The following is a 16,258-nucleotide window of genomic DNA, read 5'->3' as shown; positions in this document are numbered from 1 at the left end:
TTCCCGTCTCATTCGAAGGGGTCGTCGTGCAGTTGCCCGGCGAGGTCGGTGTTGCGGCTGTAGTCCACCGGGACGTCGATCAGCGAGGGGCCGTCCTCGGCCAGCGCTTGGCGCAGGGTGGCACTGAACTCGTCCAAGGTCTTTACCCGGTAGCCGCGGGCGCCGAAAGCGGCCGCGTAGCTGACGATGTCGTAGTCGGCGAGTTGCACGCCGGACTTGCGCCGGTACTTCAGGACCTCCTGGAAGCCCACCATGTCGTAGCTGTTGTCGCGGAAGACGATGTGGGTGAACGTCAGCCCCAGATGGGCCGCGGTCGAGAGTTCCTGGGCGGAGAACAGGAATCCGCCATCCCCGGAAACCGATACCACGGGGGTGCCGGGACGCACCAGGCAGGCGGCCATCGCCCAGGGCAGCGCCACGCCCAGGGTCTGCTGTCCGTTGGAAAACAGCAGCCGCCTGGGTTCGTAGACGCGGAAGTGGCGCGCCATGTAGATGTAGACCGAGCCGATGTCGCAGGCGATGGTGGCGGTGTCGTCGAGTTCGTCGCGCAGGCGCAGCACGACGGCGACGGGATTGAGCCCGGGACCGCGGGGCGCATTGTTGCGTGCGGCGGTGTCTATGTCTGCCAACGCTTTTCGCTGCTCGGCGATCTGGTGCTGGTAATCGGTGGTGAGGGTGAGGCGGGCGAGGCTGCCGGTCAGTGCGGTGAGCGTCGCCGCGACGTTGCCGAGCAGTTCCAGCGTCGGCTGATAGTGGTTGTCGATGTCGGCGGGCACCGCGTCGATGTGCACGATGGTGCGCCCTTGAAGCTTCGGGTCGTTGTTCCACTGCACCGGGTCGTATTCCACGGAGTCGTAGCCGATGGTTACGAGCACGTCGGCGTGGTCGAGGATGACGTCGCCGGGCTGGTTGCGGAACAGGCCCACCCGGCCGAGGAAGTGATCCTCGAGCGCGCGGGAGATCACCCCCGCGGCCTGGAAGGTTTCCACGACGGGCAGCCCGGTCGCGGCGACCAGGGAGCGCAGCGCCGCGCAGCTGTCCGGGTCGGCGCCGCGGATGCCGACCAGCAGCGCCGGCCGGCGCGCGGCGCGGATGAGCTCGCCCGCCCGGTCGACGGCGTGGGCCGGGGCGGCCCCCAGCGGCGGGATCGGCAGCCGGGCGGTGATGCCCGCCGTCGTCGGAGCGGCCAGAACGTCGGCGGGCAGGACGACGGCGGCCGCACCGCGCGGCTCGCTGGCCGCGGCGCGGAACGCGCCGACGGTGGCCTCGACGGCGTTGTCCGGGTCGTTGATCTCGCCGGTGAACTTGGTGACCGTCCGGAGCATCGCGGCGGCGTCCATCGACTGATGGGTGCGCTTGAGCCGGTCCTCGCGGCGCACCGCGCCACACAGCGCGACCACCGGATCCTGTTCGGTGGTCGCGGTGAGCAGGCCGGTCGCCAGGTTGGTGGTGCCCGGACCGGACGTCACCAGCACCACCCCCGGGTTGCCGGTGAGGCGACCGATCGCCCCCGCCATGAACGCCGCGTTTTGTTCGTGGCGGCACACCACCAGCCTTGGGCCGCCGTCGACCAGGGCGTCGTAGACGGCGTCGATCTTGGCTCCGGGCACGCCGAAGACGTACTCGACGCCCTGCGCGGAGAGCACGTCGACGATCTTCTGCGCGCTGCGCACCGGTGCACCGGGATTCGTGGGGGCCACGCAGCCCAGTCTGGTCGCTGGCGCGGCTATCCGCTCGACTCGGGACCGAACCAGCGCCCCAGCGCGGCGCGCAGGCCCGTTTCCTCGTCCGCCCCGAATGCGTCGGCCGCCCAGGCGACGTAGCCGTCCGGCCGCAACAGCAGCGCCGCGGCGGGCCGCTCGGCGGTGGCCGCCTCGATGACGTCGACGCGATCGGCCCATCCGCGCGCCGTTTCGCCGGCGCCGCCGTCGAAATCGAGCAGGACCGGGCGGGCGTCGTGGAGCAGCTCGGCGACGCGCCGGCCGTCCCCGAGGGTCAACTCGGGCACCGGCCGGCCCGACAGCGGGTGGTCGTCGCCGACGTCGTACCGCACGTCGTTGCCGGCCAGCAGCCTCGCCATGTGCCGGGAGACGTCGGGAATCGCGAAGAGCTCGCCCATGAGCGCTCGCAGCGCGGCGACTTCCGGACCCGGCGACACCAGCGCGGTCTGCGCCTGCGAGTGCATCATGACCCGTTCGCCCACGGGGTGGCGTTCGGACTCGTAGGTGTCGAGCAGTCCCGCGGGCGCCCAGCCGTTGAGGTGGGCCGCGAGTTTCCAGGGCTTGCGGCCCCGGGCCTTTCGGTTCCCCGAGGGGGACGTCGACGCCGAGCACCCGGCGTGCGCTGGCGCGCAGTTCGTCCAGGCTCATCGGTGTGTCCTCGACCGGGGGCGAGAATTCGAAGGTGCCGAACAGCGACCGGCCGGGTTCGAACTCGGCGAAGATGACGCCGCCGCGGTCGAACCGGTTGTGGCCGAACGCGATCCGGCCGAATCCGGGGACGTCGAGGCCGCCGTCGGCGCGGCGGAGTCCGTCGGGGATGTGCACGTGTGCGAGCCGGCCCACCAGGTCGGAGGTGGTGCCGGGGAAGTCGATGCCCACGGTCTTGCGCACCAGGCTGCGGCCGCCGTCGGCGCCCACCAGATACCCGGCGGCGATGCGGTACTCGCCCTCCGGCGACGATACCGTCAGCTCAACGGATTTCGGCTCCCGGCGCAGGCCGGTGAGTTCGTGTCCCCAGCGCAGGTCCACCCCGAGGTCGCGCGCCCGCTTCTCCAGCAGCCGCACCACTCGCGGCTGTTGGATGGGCAGCGCGTACATCGGGTTGTCGGGCATGTCCGGGAAGTTCAGCGTCATGGCGGCGAAGATCCACCCGTAGACGGGTCGTGGCGGGTTGGGGTCTCCGGTGAACACTTGATACAGGCCGCGCATGTCGAGCATCCGAACCACCTGCCCGACAAGGCCGTTGGCCTTGGGCTCGGGGCTGGGTCCGGGCAATGCGTCCAGCACGACGGGCCGGATGCCGGCCAGCGCCAGCTCGCAGGCGAGCATCAGCCCGTTGGGCCCGGCGCCGGAGATGACGATGCCGGCGTGTTCGTCAGTCATGCTGTGGCTCCTTGCGTTTGCTGGGTTCGGGCAGGCCCGCGGCGACGGCGGCGAAGCCGTCGCGGACCAACTCCGTGATGGCCACCGGCGGGTCCGCCCGCACGTAGGCCTCGGCCGCCGCGTCGCCGACGGCGCGCACGACGGCCACCACCAGCCACGGGTACAGGTCGCGCTCCGGGTCGGTGCCGGTGCGTTCGGCGATTACCTCGATTAGCTCGTCAAAAAGCTGCTGCGGCAAGGCGTTACGCACCTGCGAGTTCATCAGCAGCTTGCGGACTTCGACAAGCTCCCTGCGGCTCGGCAGTTGATTCTCGTCGCCGTAGAAATCGTCGAAATTCTCTTCCAGGGGTTTGAGCACCGCATGCATGAGTGCCGTCCACAGCGGTTCGTCGGCGGGGCGCTGCCGAAGCATCGCGACGCCGCGGCGCATCCGTTCGGTCTGCCGGTAGGCCAACGCTTCGTACTTACCGCCGAAGTAGTTGCTGAAGGTGCGCAGCGAAACCCCGGCCAGGCCGGCGATCTCGTCGCGCGTGACGTTTTCCAGCCCGCGCTCGAACGCCAGCTGCAGCGCGGCGTCGCTGAGCGCGCGCCGGGTGTCGGCCTTCTTGCGCTCGCGCAGTCCGGGCGGCTGGTCGGTCACGGGCACCAACGTACGCCAAAGTTGCACGGTGGGCAAGATTGCCTGACGGGCAAGTTCTAGCGTTTGCCCCAGTCCCAGCGCGGCGTGGTCAGCAGGTCCTGGCCGGCGATGCGCGTCTCGCCCCACTCCTTGTAGAGCTCGATTTCGACGGCCTCGTCGCCGGCGGCCTCGGCCAGGGCGCGGGAATGCGTGACCACCACGACCTGAGTCTGGGCGGCGGCGGCGCGGATCAGCGACGCGAGCGGTCGCACCAGGTCCGGGTGCAGGGAAGTTTCGGGCTCGTTGAGCACCATCAGCGAAGGCGCCTGCGGGCTGAGCAACGCGGCGGCCCACAGCAGGAATCGCAATGTGCCGTCCGACAATTCGGCCGCCCGCAGCGGGCGCAGCATGCCGCGCTGTTTCAGCTGAAGGTCGAACAGCCCGTCATGAACGGCGACCGAGAGCGTCGCGCCCTCGAACGCGTCGGCGACGAAGCGGCTCAGGTCGTCGAAGGCAGCACCGGGCCCGCGAACACCGCTTCCCGCTTGATCCCGGGATCGCGGGCGAAGGCCGAGCCGGGCCCGGCCGACTGCGGAATGCCGAGGTCGACGAGATAGCCGAAATCGTCTGCGGCGAAGCTCAATTCGAGCGACACCGGCCGGGTGCGCACGGTCGCCTGCGCCTTGCCCGTGCGCCGGGCGCCGGTCAGCTGTTCGGGGCCGGCCCAAAGCACCGATTGCAGCCCGCCTTCGCGGGCGAGCGAGCCGATTACCTCGCCGCGGCCGCAATCGGCCAGCAGCCGCAGCGCGCGGTAGAGCGACGACTTCCCGGCGCCGTTGGCCCCGGTGACGATGGACAGCCCGCCCAGCGGCACGATCACCTCGCGCAGCGAGCGGTACCCGCGGATGGCGACCGTCTGCAACATCAATCGCCCTACTCGTCGTCGGCGGCGTCGAGGAGCTGCACTTCCTCGAGGTCCATCTCGTTTTGCAGCTCGCGCAGCACGATGTCGTCGATGAGGTTTTGGTTTCGCAGGGCGGTGATTTCGCGGCGCTTGTGTTCGAGCACGCCGAGCCGCACCCGCCGGACCTTCTCCTTGCCCTTGAGCAGGCGGCTGTACGGCGAACCGTCCTCGGTGGCCTTCGCGAGCGCGGCCTTTTCCTCGTATTCCTTCTGCAGGCGCCGCCGCAGATCGTCGCCGATGCCGACCTCGTCGGCGACCGCGGGCAGCGCGTCGAGCGCGGCCTGAACGCCGCGGGTTCGGGCCAGTTCCAATTCCTGGACGTAGGACACGTCGTCGGGCATCTTGGCCCAGCGGACTACCGCCGGCAGGGTGGTGCCCTGCACCAGGACGGTCACCAGGATGACGACGACCACGATGAAGATGAGCAGGCTGCGGTCCGGGAACGGCGCGCCGCTGAGCGTGACCGTCGGGACGGCCAGCGCCGCGGCCAGCGACACGGCCCCGCGGAATCCCGCCCACACGGTGACGAAACGCTGACGCCAGCTGACGCGGCGTTCGCGCTGAGCCTGGCGGCGGTCGACGACTCGTATCAGGACGGTGGTGATTTCGCCCCACAGGATCCGGGAGGCGATCACGACGCCGGTGATGGCGAGGGCGAGGTAGGCGGCGTGGCGAAGCCCGCCATCGACGTGGGCGATACCGCGCAGCGCGCCCGGGATCTGGACTCCGACGAACACCCATAGCGAGCCGTTGAGCAGGAACGTCGCGATGTCCCAAAACCCAAAGGCGGTGAGGCGGGAGCGCGCCCGGATCACCACCGGGCCGGCGTAGGCGAGCACCAGGGCCGACACCATCACCGCGACCACGCCGCTGCAGTCGAACGCCTGGGCCAGCAGGAACGCCGCGAACGGCGTCAGCAGGCTCAGGGCCCCCTCCTCTTGCGGGGCGTCGATTCGTTTGCGGGCCAGCGTCGCTAATCCGCCGACCAGCAGCCCGGCGGCGATGCCGCCGAGGTAGGAAAGGACGAACCGGCCGGTGACCTGGAGCGGGCTGATCGAGGCCCCGCCGATCGCGACGTGGACGCTGACGGCGAACAGCACCAGCGCGGTGCCGTCGTTGATGAGGCTCTCGGCCTTCAGCACGGTCAGCGACCGGCGCGGAAGCTTTTTGGCGAGGCCGGCCACCGCGGCGGCGTCGGTGGGAGAGAGCACGGCGCCCAGGACGCCCGCCGCGTGGGGGTCCATGCCCAGCGCTCGCGCCGTCCACGACACCGCCGCCGCGGTGGCGATCACCAGGGCGATGCTGAGGAAAATGATGATGCGCGCGTTCGCCCGGATCTCGCGGAAGCTGGTATTGAGCCCTTCCCAGTAGAGGATCGCGGGCAGGAACAGCAGCAGCACGATCTCGCCGTCGATCTTGACGTTGCCGAAGTGGGGAATCAGACCCAGCAGCGCGCCCAGCAGGATGAGCAGCACCGGGGGGCCCACGCGGTAGCGCCGGCCGATGACCGTCCCCAGGATGACGGTGGAGACGAGCGCGACGACGAGGACGAGGCCAAACACCAGCCCATCCTGCCGGACCCACCGGGTTTGCGCGGTGCGCGGGTCAGGGGCTCAACGCCGTGTCCGGGGTGCCAGGCGAATCTCAAAAGCGGTGGCGCATGCGCTACCAAATCCGGGAGTCGGGTGGAGTGCCACCTCACGAGCAGTCGCAGCGCGCCCCAAACCGCCGAGCTAGGAATGCGTCGCGGGACAGGTCTTCGGAAAGTTGACGGGCTGACCGATCTGGCTCATCCCCTTGCGGTACTGGGCCGTGGCCGGCAGGTCCGGGGTGGCGGCCGACCAGATGGTCGACGTGCAGGTGGCGATTTGGCAGCCGCCGGCGAAGGTCCGCCACTCGCCGGTCGTGACCATCAGGCATTGGCACTTGGCCACCGCGGGGTTGGTGGGATCGATCTCGCATTCGACGTCGAGGCAGTTGGCCCACGGCACCCCGGACGGGCAGCTCAGCACACCGAAATTCGCGTTGACGTTGACCGTGGAGAACGCCGATCGCACCTTGTTGCCCGACTGTGCGCGGTCGTTGCAATTGCGGAATCCGACCGAGTAGCCGTTGACGACCACGCAGTCGCACACCGAGACACCGGGATCGGTGGGCGACGGCACGCACGGCGCGGTCGTGCACAACGCAAAGGTCTGGTTGCACAACCAGGCGCCGTCGACCTCGAAGGCGTCGACGTTGCTGGGCAGGCTGTTCCTGCGACCCTGGTCGATGAGCACCGCGCTGGGCGTGGCGGTGATGCCGTAGGCCGCAAACGACGCCCGCGGCTCGTCGATGAGCTCCATCGGCACGCCGTGGCCGGCGGGGCCGCCGTTGACCAGGGCGACGGTGACGCGGGGCCGAGCCACAGCCCGAGCATGATCATCGCGAAAGCTGTTAGGGGCCAACCGAAGTCACCGCCAGCGGCCACCCATGCGGCCAGCGCCGCGAAGCATCCGTTCCGGGCCAGGGCCGGCCATCCCAGCGGCCCGGCGCACAGCCGCCCAAAGCAATGACACTTCAGGCGCCGGCCACGCGCGAGGCTCACCAGCGCGACCGCGCTGAGCCCCGCGAGCGCGACCAACGCGGCCACCGCGCCGATTCGCGGCTCCGCCACCAGGAGCGCCGCGATGGCGAACTCGCCCGCGATCAGTGCCGATCCCGCGAATGTCGCAGCCGCCCTTGGCACTCCGAATGCCGTCATCGCCTCCCGCACGCCGCCGCGATCTGACAGCTTCGTCAACGCGGCGACCGAGAACATTCCCGCCAGGAGCAGTCGCGCCACCAAGATGGCCATCTGCGGATCTTAGGCACCGGTGCGGTTGTCTCGCCGCCCACCGTCACCGCGAAGGCGAAGCTGGGATATTAAGGTACTGAGGCCTTTCGTGGCGGAATTGAAGGGGGAATTTCGTGAAGACCAGGCTGCTCCTGGCAGTCGCGGTGCTCATCGCGTGGACTGCCGTGGGCTGCGCGTTCGGGTCCAGGAACCCGCCGAACAACAAGACCCTCGAGGTACCCATGAGCGACGTGCTGAAGCAGAGCGCCATCACCCAGAACGTCACGCTGGCGGTCGGCAACACGCTGACGGTGAAGCTGGGCTCGAACTACTCCACCCCGTACCGGTGGGCGATCGACACGAAGATCGGCGATTCGACGATCGTCAAGCAAACCAGCCACGAGTTTGTCCAGCCCACCTCCGACGCACTGGGGGCACCGGGCACGGAGGTGTGGACGTTCAGGGCCCTGAAACCGGGGACGACGACGATCAGCACCTCGTACACGAGCTTCGTAGGCAAGAACACCCAACCCGCGTGCAAATACACCGCGAACGTGACGGTGCAGTAAACGTTTTCGGGGCAAAAAGAAGATCGCGCCGACGGCGCCGCGGTTGTCTTAGCTGACCAAATGCTCTATTGGCCGCTATGTCGGCGGCCGAGAATCGGTGAATGAGCGACATCGACAAATGGGATCGCGGCCTGACCGAGCACGTCGTCGCGCTGACCCGGCCGATCGTCAAGCGCTATTTCCGCTCCGAGGTCCGCGGCCTGGACAACATCCCACCCGGCGCATCGCTGGTGGTCTCCAACCATTCCGGCGGCCTCATTTCGTTCGACCTCTCGGTGTTCGCCGTCGACTATTACGACAAATTCGGTTATGAGCGCCCGCTCTTTGCGCTGGGGTTCGACACGATATTCGCCGGGCCGGCCGGCGAATTCCTCAACCGCACCGGGGTGATCCGTGCCACGCGCGACAACGCCGCGAAGGCATTGGCTTCGGGCGCCGTCGTGTTGGTCTTCCCCGGCGGGGATTTCGACGTGTACCGGCCCAGCATGCGGGAGAACGTCATCAACTTCGGCGGCCGAACCGGCTACGTGACCACGGCCATCGAGGCGGGTGCGCCGATCGTGCCCGCGGTATCCATCGGTGGGCAGGAGGGCCAGCTGTACCTCAGCCGCGGCACCTGGCTATCGCGCCTGCTTCGGCTCACCAAGTTCGAGCGCAAGTTCTTCCGAACCGACATCCTGCCGATTACTTTCGGGTGGCCATTTGGGCTGAGCGTCCTGGCGCCGGTCAACGTGCCGCTGCCCACCAAGATCGTCACCGAGGTGTTGAAGCCGATTTACGTCACCGCCGAATTCGGGGAGGCGCCCGACGTCGAGCACCTCGATGCGCTCGTGCGCGGCCTGATGCAGAAGGGCCTCGACGAGCTGGCGCGCAAGCGGCGCTTCCCGATACTCGGTTAGGCCGGTTTCGTGATGGGCCGGACGGCCAGGGCGTGGCTGACGAGGCCGATCGCCGCGCCGAGCATGGGCCAGATCGGCCAGAAGTACGTGGCGCCGCTCGTGACCGCGACCGCCGCCCAGACGGTGAGCACGATGGCGGTCATCGCGAGGTAGGCGCCGAGGTGAATGCGCACCCCGAGTCGGGCCGCGGCGGCTTTGGCGGCGCGACGGCGGGGATCGGCGCGCCAGAGGCGGTGGAGCGGCAGATCGGCGACGACTTCGGTGAGCTCCCCGGCGGTGTGCGTTTGGAACACCCGTTGCACGCGCTGCTCGTACTCGTCCAATTCCAGATAACCTTGCGCGAGCGCCTGGCCCAGGCGGTCGGCGGTCGTCTGCCGGTCGCGGTTGCCGATGCGGTCGGTCGTCACGGTCATGGCTGCGTCCCTTCGGCTGATGTGAATAGCATTAACATAGACCACGATGTTAATGTCGTCAACATGGCACGGAAAACCACCGCGGTGCGGCGCGACAGCTACCACCATGGCGACCTCAAACGGGCGCTGACCAGCGCCGCGCTGTCGCTGGTGGCCGAGAAGGGGCCGAAGGGCTTCACGCTGACCGAGGCGGCGCGGCGCGCCGGCGTCAGCGCCGCGGCCCCGTACCGGCACTTCGCCGACAAGGCCGAGCTGCTGGCCACCGTCGCCGAGCAGGGCTTCCGCGACCTGCACGCCGAGCTGGCCGCCGCCGCCGAGGCCGCGCCGGACCCGAAGGCCCGGGTGGTCGAACTGGGCCGTGCCTACGTGCGTTGGGCCATCGCCCACCCGGACCACTACCGGGTGATGTTCGGATCGGAGATCGCCAAGGCCGACCACCCGGGCCTGGGCGTCGCCGCGGACCGGGCGTTCGGCGACCTACTCGAGGCGATCACCAGGTGCCAGGCGGCCGGGATCGTCGACGCCGGCAACCCGCGTTCGGCTGCCGCGCCGCTCTGGTCGCTGGTGCACGGCGTCGCCTCCCTTGCCATCGGCGGCGAGCTGACCGCGGTCGGGATTCAGGACGACCCGGAGGCCATGATCCCGGGCGTGGTGGCCCAATTACTCAGCGGCTAGGCGACATTGGCCTTCAGCTGTGCCGTGTACACCTCGGCCAGGAATTGCTCGACGGCGACCGCGGCGTGTACCGCGCGGGCCGAGCCGAAGATGTCGAAAGCGTGCTGGGTCAACGGCAATTCGGCGTACACGACGGGCCGGTTGCTGACTTCGCGCAGCTTGGTCGTGAATGCGCGCGCCTGCTCGACGAAGGCCAGCGAGTCGTTTTGGCCGTGCAGCACGAAAAATGGGGGAGCGTCGGCGTTGACGTGATGGATGGGCGACGCATCAATAAACGTCTGCAGGTTCGTGGCGGGTCGCTGCTTGATGATGGATTTGATCAGCAGCCCCGGCATCATGGCGTGCAGCGAGTCGTCGAGGCGGGTGAAGTCATAGATCCCGTAAAACGGCACGGCCGCTTGCACTTTGGTGTCGGCGTCCTCGAATCCGGGCTGGAATTGCGGGTCGTTGGGCGTCAGCGCCGCCAGCGCCGACAGGTGGCCGCCGGCCGAACCCCCGGTGATGGCGATGAAGTTTGGGTCGCCGCCGCAGTCGGCGATGTTGGCTTTGACCCAGGTGAGGGCGCGTTTGACGTCGACGATGTGGGCGGGCCAGGTGTTGCGGGGGCTGTGCCGATAGTTGATCGCCACGCAGATCCAGCCGCGTTCGGCGAGGTGACTCATCAGTGGATGCGCTTGTCCGCGTTTGTTTCCCGTCGTCCAGGCGCCGCCCGGGATCTGGAAGAGCACCGGCGCCTTGCCACTCAGGTCGAGGTCGGGCCGCCGCCAGATGTCCAGGTGGTTGGCGCTGCCGAATTCGCCGTAGCTGATGTTGGAGTCGTGGGCGTAGTCGCGGTAGACCCGCATCATGCGCAGCAGCCCGGGCGTCTTGGCGCTGCCGGCGCCGGTGGGCTTGCGCCACAGGCCCTCGGAGTCGGTGCGTCTGGAGGGCCCCAGGCCGTCGTCCAGCGCCTTGCTGAGCGGCACGTTGGCCTGGTGGCCGGAACGGCTGAAGTTCAGCAGGCCCAGCGCCGAGATCGTCGCTGTGATCCACGCGAGGGTTCGCACCGGCCGTATCAGGCGGCGGGACGTCAACGCCAGCCCGCCGAGCTGGCTGGCCATGGTCTGCAGCGGTAGTTCGGTGACGACGAGGCCGAACATCCACGAGAACAGCGACAGGTAGCCGGTGCGCGCCAGCGGTCGATAGGCGTTGAGGGTGGACAGGGCCGTTACCGCCGTGACCACCAGCGACGCGATCTGCCGGAGGTGGTCAATGAGTCGAGCCTTTTGCATACGGTCACCTTACGAGGTGGGCAAGGGAGTAAAACCGGAACATGGACATCACCCACGCGATTGCCCCACTCGCGACCTTGGCCGCCGTGGCTGCGGGCCTGACGACCCCTTCGGCGTCCGGCGCTCCGGAGATGATCGGCCACTACGTCCTCACCGAGACCAGCCCAGCCGGCCAGAAATATGTCACCGATTGGAACGTCAATCCTTGCGGCGACGGATGTGTCGACGTCAAGGCCGGGAATGGAACCAGCAGAGCGCAATTGATCGATGGTCAATGGGTGCTCGACATGTTCGACAACGTACGTTGCGCGGACGGCATCAGAGTCCCTTACGCCGCGAACGCCCACATCACGTGGGACCCCAATACCCTTGCCGGCACGGATCAACAGGTCTACACGGAGACGGCGTGCGGTCGACCGGCCGGATACACGCAAACCAACCCCATCCAACTCAGAGCGGCGCCTTGACCCGCGTTATACGAGGACCGATTTCGGCATCACGGTGGGTTTGAATCCGTATCGCGGCCCGCCGAGGCCGGAGGTTGTGCCGGCCATGGCCATCGGCATCCCGGCCGGCACCGCCGTCACCGGGGTCGCTTCCTCCGGGGCAACGGCCCAGCCCGAGCCCGCTGACGCCGAAGCGGCGGGGCTCGTCGCCGGTGCGGCCGCGGACCAACCGGCCGGCACCGACAATCCGCCGACGGTGGACGCCCGGCCCAAACCCGCCAGCACCTGCGCCCCGCCGAGGCCGGTAGCGCCGGCCGGCGCCACAGCGGGCGCGGTGGTGGCCGCGAGGGCGGTCGCCGGGGCACCGTTGATGGCGTGGCTCAGCAACACCGAATTGGGGATGGTGTTCATGACCCACCACGAGGTGGCGTTCACCAGCCCGTTGATGGTGTTCGCCACGATCGGGTAGCCGAGGACGGGCGTGGCCTGGGCCGGTACCGCGGCGGCCGGGGAAGCCAGTGCCGCAACCGCATTGGGCAAACTGGCGATGGTTTGCATCAACCCGGCCTGGCCGGCCGGGGTGGCGGTCGGCGCCGGCGGGGTCAAGGGGTTCAAGATCCCGGCGATCGCAGAGGAGGCGGCGTAACCGTACATGGCGGCGGCGTCCTGGGCCCACATCTCCGCGTAATGGGCCTCGGTGGCCATGATCGCCGGGGTGTTGACACCCAGGAAGTTGGTCGCGACGAGTGCCGCCAGCTGAGCTCTGTTGGCCGCGATCACCGGCGGGGGCACGGTCGCCGCGAAGGCCGTTTCGAAGGCGGCGGCCGATGCCGTCGCCTGCGACGCGGCGCGCTGGGCGTGCCCGGCGGTGACGTTGAGCCACGCCACGTACGGCTGGACCGCGGCGGCCATCGATGCCGACGCCGAGCCGAGCCACTCGCCGGTGAGCTCGGTGATCACCGACTCGTAGCCGGCGGCCGTCGAAACCAGTTCGGCCGCCAGGGTGTTCCATGCCGCCGCGGCGGCCATCATCGGTCCCGCGCCCGGACCGGCATACATGCGTGCGGAGTTGACCTCCGGGGGTAGCGCTCCGAAGTCCATTGCAAGTCCCTTCTCGTGCAAGCGAATTGATCGACTAGACGGCCGTCGGACGTCCCATCACGGTGGGTTTGACGCCGTACCGCGGCGCACCCAGGCCGGCGGCTTTCCCGGCCGTGCCCACCGCGGGCATCGCGGCCGGCACGGTCGTCACCGGTGTGCTTTGCGGCGCCGGGGCGGTCCAGCCCGCGGTCGTCACCGCGCCGGGGCTCGCCGCCGGGCCGGCCCCTGCGGCCCAATTCGGTGGCACCGCCTGGCCCAGGCCCGGCGCCACGGTAAGGGCGCCTACACCCGCCGGGGCTACCGGCGCCGGCGCGCCCGCCAGAACTGTTCCGTCCACGCCGGCCGGCGCCACGGCTGCGATTTCGCCGGTCTCGTTGGCGGCGGGCAGGATACCTCCGCCGCACATGCCGAGCAGGTCCGACGAGGCGGAGTCCCAGTTGCCGAGCCCGATGTCGACGATGTTGGCGAGGTTGGCCCCCGGCGGGGGGTCGGCCGCGGCGGCGGCGGCGCCGAAGAGACTCGAGACCTGTTGCGCCACGGGCGAAGCGGTGGCAACGGAGTTGAGGGACTCAGTGGACGCGTAGGAACCGGCGCTGGCCCCCAAGGTGCTCACGAACAGCTCGTGAATCGCCGTGGCCTGGGCGTTGACCGACTGGTACAGGCTGCCGTACGCGGCGAAAATCGTTGCCTGCAGTACCGATACCTCGTCGGCGGCCGCGGGAATCAACCCTGTCGTCGGTGCCGCCGCGGCCGCGCTCTCGCCGGCCATCGCGGAGCCGATAATTTGCAGCTTGCCCGCCGCATAAACCAACGCTTCGGGCTGTGTGGTCACGAATGACATGGACGCCTCCTTGGGTGGATATCGGTGCTTTTCGTCGCCAAAGAATCGGAGACGAACTGGCTCCTCCGTCGTTGCGCAAGGAAAGACCTTGGGACGGAGCCGCTGTCCGGAGCCGGTGACGCATCATGTCAGGCACCCTCGGTTTCATGCTCCAACGCAATGCGGCCGCGCTCAAGGGTTCTCAGCATCTAGTTCCGTTAGTGGATAGCCTTAGGCATGGCCGATGTCCCGCTGGACGCGCAAGAGCGCCGTGAGCTGTGCGATCTTTTCGACGAGCTTGGTCCTTCGGTTCCCACGCTGCTCGACGGCTGGACCGCGCACGATCTCGCGGCGCATTTGGTGTTGCGTGAACACGATTTCATCGCCGGCCCGTGCTTGGTTCTGCCCGGGCCGTTCGAACGGTTCGCCGAGCGGCGCCGGGCTCGTTTGGCCCGTCGTGAAGACTTTGCCGGCCTCGTCGCGCTGATCCGGTCCGGCCCGCCCGCTGGGTTCTTCCGCATCCCGTGGGTGCGCGACATGGCGAACCTCAACGAGTTCTTCGTCCACCACGAGGACGTCCGCAGGGCCAATGGGCTCGCCGTTCGTAGCCTGACGCCGGCCATGGACGCCGGGTTGTGGCGAAACGTTCGCCGCGGCGGCCGCTTTCTGAGCCGGCGGCTGCGCGGGTGCGGTCTGGCGGTCGAGTGGACCGGGACCGAACAGCGGCTGACGGTTCGCCCGGGCTCACCCACGGCGCTTCTCAGCGGGCCTCCCGGCGAGCTCCTCTTGTATCTCTTTGGGCGTCAGGCCGCCGCGCGCGTCGATGTGAACGGACCCGCCGGCGCCGTCGCGGCGATGCAACGCACGCACTTCGGCATGTGAATCAGTGGCCCGCTGAGTCACATTGGCCACACGAGTCTCTGGCGGAAGGGCCACCGTGTGCGTCCATCTCATAGCGACACGCGTTATCTGCGCGCTCGATTTGGGAACCCTGGTGCAGGCCGGCCGCCCCACGCCGCGAAAGGACCGCCACGTGTTTTCGACGTACCGCCGCTCGCGTCCCGGCACCCGATTCGGGCCCTACGAACTGCGATCACTGATCGGCACGGGCGGAATGGGCGAGGTGTACCGGGCCTCCGACACGCGCAAGGGCCGGATGGTCGCGCTCAAGCTGTTGCGCACCGAGATGGCGGCAGACCCGAGCTTCCGGGAGCGCTTCCGGCGAGAGTCGCGCCTGGCGGCGCGACTCCAGGAACCCCACGTCATCCCGGTGCACGACTTCGGCGAAATCGACGGAGTGCTCTTCATCGACATGCGCCTGGTCGACGGCCGCAGCCTGAAGGACCTGCTGCGCGAGCGGGGTGCGCTCGAACCCTCGCAGGCGGCGGCGATCACGGCGCAGGTGGCGGCCGCGCTGGACGCGGCGCATGCCGACGGGCTGGTGCACCGCGATGTGAAGCCGGAGAATGTGCTGCTCACCCACGACAACTTCGCGTACCTGGTCGACTTCGGCATCGCCTACGCCGGCGGGGATCCCAGGGTGACGGCGGGCGGCCCGCTGATCGGGTCGTGCGCCTACATGGCCCCCGAACGATTCAACGGCACGTGGGTGGGCCCGCAGACCGACGTCTACTCGCTGGCGTGCGTGCTCTACGAGTGCCTCACGGGTCAACCGCCGTTCGAGGGCGTGGAGATCCCGCAGCTGATCAGCGCCCACCTGTTCTCGCCGCCGCCCCGGCCGAGCATCATGCGCCGGGGGATCGACAAGGCATTCGACGGCGTCATTGCCCGGGGCATGGCCAAGGACCCCGCCGCGCGATTCTCGTCCGCGGGTGAGTTGGCCAGGGCGGCTTTCGGGCTGACACCGTCGGCCCAGCCACCGCCCCCACCTGCGACGCCGCCCAGCCCGCCGTCACGCACCAGGCCGTTCTCGACGGCCTACCCCAACCCGGACGACACCGGGTACAGCCCGTATCCGCCGCCCGCGCCGGAGGCGCAGCGGCCGGCCAATCCGGTTCTCGCCCGGGCTCCCCTCGTCGTTGCCGGGGCGGCGGCGATCCTGCTGGTGGTCGCCGCGGTCATCGCGGCCGCCTTCATTCTTCTCGGTGGTACCCGCAACCGTTCGTCACCCCAGACCGCGTCGGCGGCACCCCCGACCGCGTCGACGGCGAAGACGCCGTCGCTGTCGCGGCCCGTCCAGGGCGCCGACGGCCTGGGCTTCGTCGGGCACACGGCGCGGTGCGACCCGGGCAGCCCTCCCGCCGCGGTGGTGCGCACCGCGCAGTCACTCGCGGTGGTGTGCCAGGGCGCGCCCGACAGTTTCTACTACCGGGGCGAGCGCATACGCGATGGCGCCCACATCGAGCTGACGGACGCGGTGCGCTCGTCGGACGGATTCGACGTCACCAACCCGGCCGACGGGGTTCGCTACGAGGTGCGCCCGGAGCGGCTTCGGATCATCAGTAACGGTCACGTCGACTCCTCGGAGCCGGTGCTGGAATACGCTTCGGCGGTCTAGGCCACTTCAGGGTGGTTGGGTCCCGGGCCGAGAAAGTCACATTG

14 protein-coding genes and 3 pseudogenes are annotated in these 16,258 nt (G+C 69.1%); 6 read left to right on the top strand and 11 right to left on the bottom strand.

The features are described from left to right. Positions 1-8: 8 nt before the first annotated feature. The 7 genes and pseudogenes from alsS to VMD50_RS29830 all read right to left on the bottom strand — a co-directional run. Positions 9-1,700, bottom strand: coding sequence for an acetolactate synthase AlsS (gene alsS / locus VMD50_RS09360; RefSeq protein WP_325427078.1), 1,692 nt, complete (start codon positions 1,698-1,700; stop codon positions 9-11). 26 nt (positions 1,701-1,726) lie between these two features. Beyond that, positions 1,727-3,104: pseudogene (locus VMD50_RS09355) on the bottom strand (FAD-dependent monooxygenase). Beyond that, positions 3,097-3,750: a TetR/AcrR family transcriptional regulator gene (locus VMD50_RS09350; protein ID WP_414686031.1), complete on the bottom strand. Its 654-nt coding sequence runs from the start codon at positions 3,748-3,750 to the stop codon at positions 3,097-3,099. The pseudogene VMD50_RS09355 and the gene VMD50_RS09350 overlap by 8 nt, the downstream one beginning before the upstream one ends. A gap of 50 nt (positions 3,751-3,800) precedes the next feature. Further along, positions 3,801-4,648, bottom strand: a pseudogene (locus tag VMD50_RS09345) (AAA family ATPase). A gap of 8 nt (positions 4,649-4,656) precedes the next feature. Further along, positions 4,657-6,249 (bottom strand): Na+/H+ antiporter, encoded by a 1,593-nt coding sequence (locus tag VMD50_RS09340; RefSeq protein ID WP_325427074.1) that lies wholly within the window; start codon positions 6,247-6,249, stop codon positions 4,657-4,659. Positions 6,250-6,420: 171 nt separating this feature from the next. Continuing rightward, on the bottom strand, positions 6,421-7,095 hold the full coding sequence (locus VMD50_RS09335; RefSeq protein WP_325427072.1) for a hypothetical protein: 675 nt from the start codon (positions 7,093-7,095) through the stop codon (positions 6,421-6,423). Positions 7,096-7,208: 113 nt separating this feature from the next. Then, positions 7,209-7,487, bottom strand: a pseudogene (locus VMD50_RS29830) (MauE/DoxX family redox-associated membrane protein); the annotation flags it as partial. A 149-nt stretch (positions 7,488-7,636) separates the two neighbouring features. On the opposite strand from VMD50_RS29830, the gene VMD50_RS09325 reads away from it, so the two are divergent. Next, complete coding sequence (locus tag VMD50_RS09325) at positions 7,637-8,071, top strand: protease inhibitor I42 family protein (RefSeq protein WP_325427068.1); 435 nt, start codon at positions 7,637-7,639, stop codon at positions 8,069-8,071. A 101-nt stretch (positions 8,072-8,172) separates the two neighbouring features. Continuing rightward, positions 8,173-8,970: a lysophospholipid acyltransferase family protein gene (locus VMD50_RS09320; protein WP_325427066.1), complete on the top strand. Its 798-nt coding sequence runs from the start codon at positions 8,173-8,175 to the stop codon at positions 8,968-8,970. On the opposite strand, the gene VMD50_RS09315 is transcribed toward VMD50_RS09320, so the two are convergent. Continuing rightward, a complete protein-coding gene (locus tag VMD50_RS09315; RefSeq protein WP_325427064.1) occupies positions 8,967-9,383 on the bottom strand; it encodes a DUF1707 domain-containing protein in 417 nt (138 codons plus the stop codon). The two genes, VMD50_RS09320 and VMD50_RS09315, sit on opposite strands and share 4 nt — an antisense overlap. Positions 9,384-9,446: 63 nt before the next feature. On the opposite strand from VMD50_RS09315, the gene VMD50_RS09310 reads away from it, so the two are divergent. Continuing rightward, on the top strand, positions 9,447-10,058 hold the full coding sequence (locus tag VMD50_RS09310) for a TetR/AcrR family transcriptional regulator (RefSeq protein ID WP_325427062.1): 612 nt from the start codon (positions 9,447-9,449) through the stop codon (positions 10,056-10,058). Here the strand turns inward: VMD50_RS09310 and VMD50_RS09305 are convergent. Next, a complete protein-coding gene (locus VMD50_RS09305; RefSeq protein ID WP_325427060.1) occupies positions 10,055-11,329 on the bottom strand; it encodes an alpha/beta hydrolase in 1,275 nt (424 codons plus the stop codon). The genes VMD50_RS09310 and VMD50_RS09305 overlap by 4 nt on opposite strands. 41 nt (positions 11,330-11,370) lie before the next feature. Here VMD50_RS09305 and VMD50_RS09300 point away from each other — a divergent pair, with 41 nt between their 5' ends. Then, positions 11,371-11,796 (top strand): hypothetical protein, encoded by a 426-nt coding sequence (locus tag VMD50_RS09300; protein WP_325427058.1) that lies wholly within the window; start codon positions 11,371-11,373, stop codon positions 11,794-11,796. 6 nt (positions 11,797-11,802) lie between these two features. Here VMD50_RS09300 and VMD50_RS09295 read toward each other — a convergent pair whose 3' ends face one another. After that, the gene (locus tag VMD50_RS09295) at positions 11,803-12,876 is read right to left on the bottom strand and encodes a PPE family protein (protein ID WP_325427056.1); all 1,074 of its coding nucleotides are present in this window, start codon (positions 12,874-12,876) and stop codon (positions 11,803-11,805) included. Between the two features lie 34 nt (positions 12,877-12,910). Beyond that, a complete protein-coding gene (locus VMD50_RS09290; RefSeq protein ID WP_325427054.1) occupies positions 12,911-13,717 on the bottom strand; it encodes a PE family protein in 807 nt (268 codons plus the stop codon). Positions 13,718-13,933: 216 nt separating this feature from the next. Here VMD50_RS09290 and VMD50_RS09285 point away from each other — a divergent pair, with 216 nt between their 5' ends. Then, the gene (locus VMD50_RS09285; protein WP_325427052.1) at positions 13,934-14,578 is read left to right on the top strand and encodes a TIGR03085 family metal-binding protein; all 645 of its coding nucleotides are present in this window, start codon (positions 13,934-13,936) and stop codon (positions 14,576-14,578) included. Positions 14,579-14,729: 151 nt separating this feature from the next. Then, positions 14,730-16,214: a serine/threonine-protein kinase gene (locus VMD50_RS09280; RefSeq protein ID WP_325427051.1), complete on the top strand. Its 1,485-nt coding sequence runs from the start codon at positions 14,730-14,732 to the stop codon at positions 16,212-16,214. The last annotated feature ends 44 nt before the right edge of the window (positions 16,215-16,258 follow it).

This window comes from Mycobacterium sp. (assembly GCF_035506235.1).
Classification (GTDB): domain Bacteria; phylum Actinomycetota; class Actinomycetes; order Mycobacteriales; family Mycobacteriaceae; genus Mycobacterium.
This window is presented reverse-complemented; position numbering and strand designations above follow the sequence as displayed.

What these genes read in the sequence shown, in the direction of transcription:
- VMD50_RS09310 (WP_325427062.1), top strand. Translation starts at nt 9,447, where the DNA reads ATGGCACGGAAAACCACCGCGGTGCGGCGCGACAGCTACCACCATGGC.
- VMD50_RS09290 (WP_325427054.1), bottom strand. Translation starts at nt 13,717, where the DNA reads ATGTCATTCGTGACCACACAGCCCGAAGCGTTGGTTTATGCGGCGGGC.
- VMD50_RS09320 (WP_325427066.1), top strand. Translation starts at nt 8,173, where the DNA reads ATGAGCGACATCGACAAATGGGATCGCGGCCTGACCGAGCACGTCGTC.
- VMD50_RS09295 (WP_325427056.1), bottom strand. Translation starts at nt 12,876, where the DNA reads ATGGACTTCGGAGCGCTACCCCCGGAGGTCAACTCCGCACGCATGTAT.
- VMD50_RS09285 (WP_325427052.1), top strand. Translation starts at nt 13,934, where the DNA reads ATGGCCGATGTCCCGCTGGACGCGCAAGAGCGCCGTGAGCTGTGCGAT.
- VMD50_RS09305 (WP_325427060.1), bottom strand. Translation starts at nt 11,329, where the DNA reads ATGCAAAAGGCTCGACTCATTGACCACCTCCGGCAGATCGCGTCGCTG.
- VMD50_RS09315 (WP_325427064.1), bottom strand. Translation starts at nt 9,383, where the DNA reads ATGACCGTGACGACCGACCGCATCGGCAACCGCGACCGGCAGACGACC.
- VMD50_RS09300 (WP_325427058.1), top strand. Translation starts at nt 11,371, where the DNA reads ATGGACATCACCCACGCGATTGCCCCACTCGCGACCTTGGCCGCCGTG.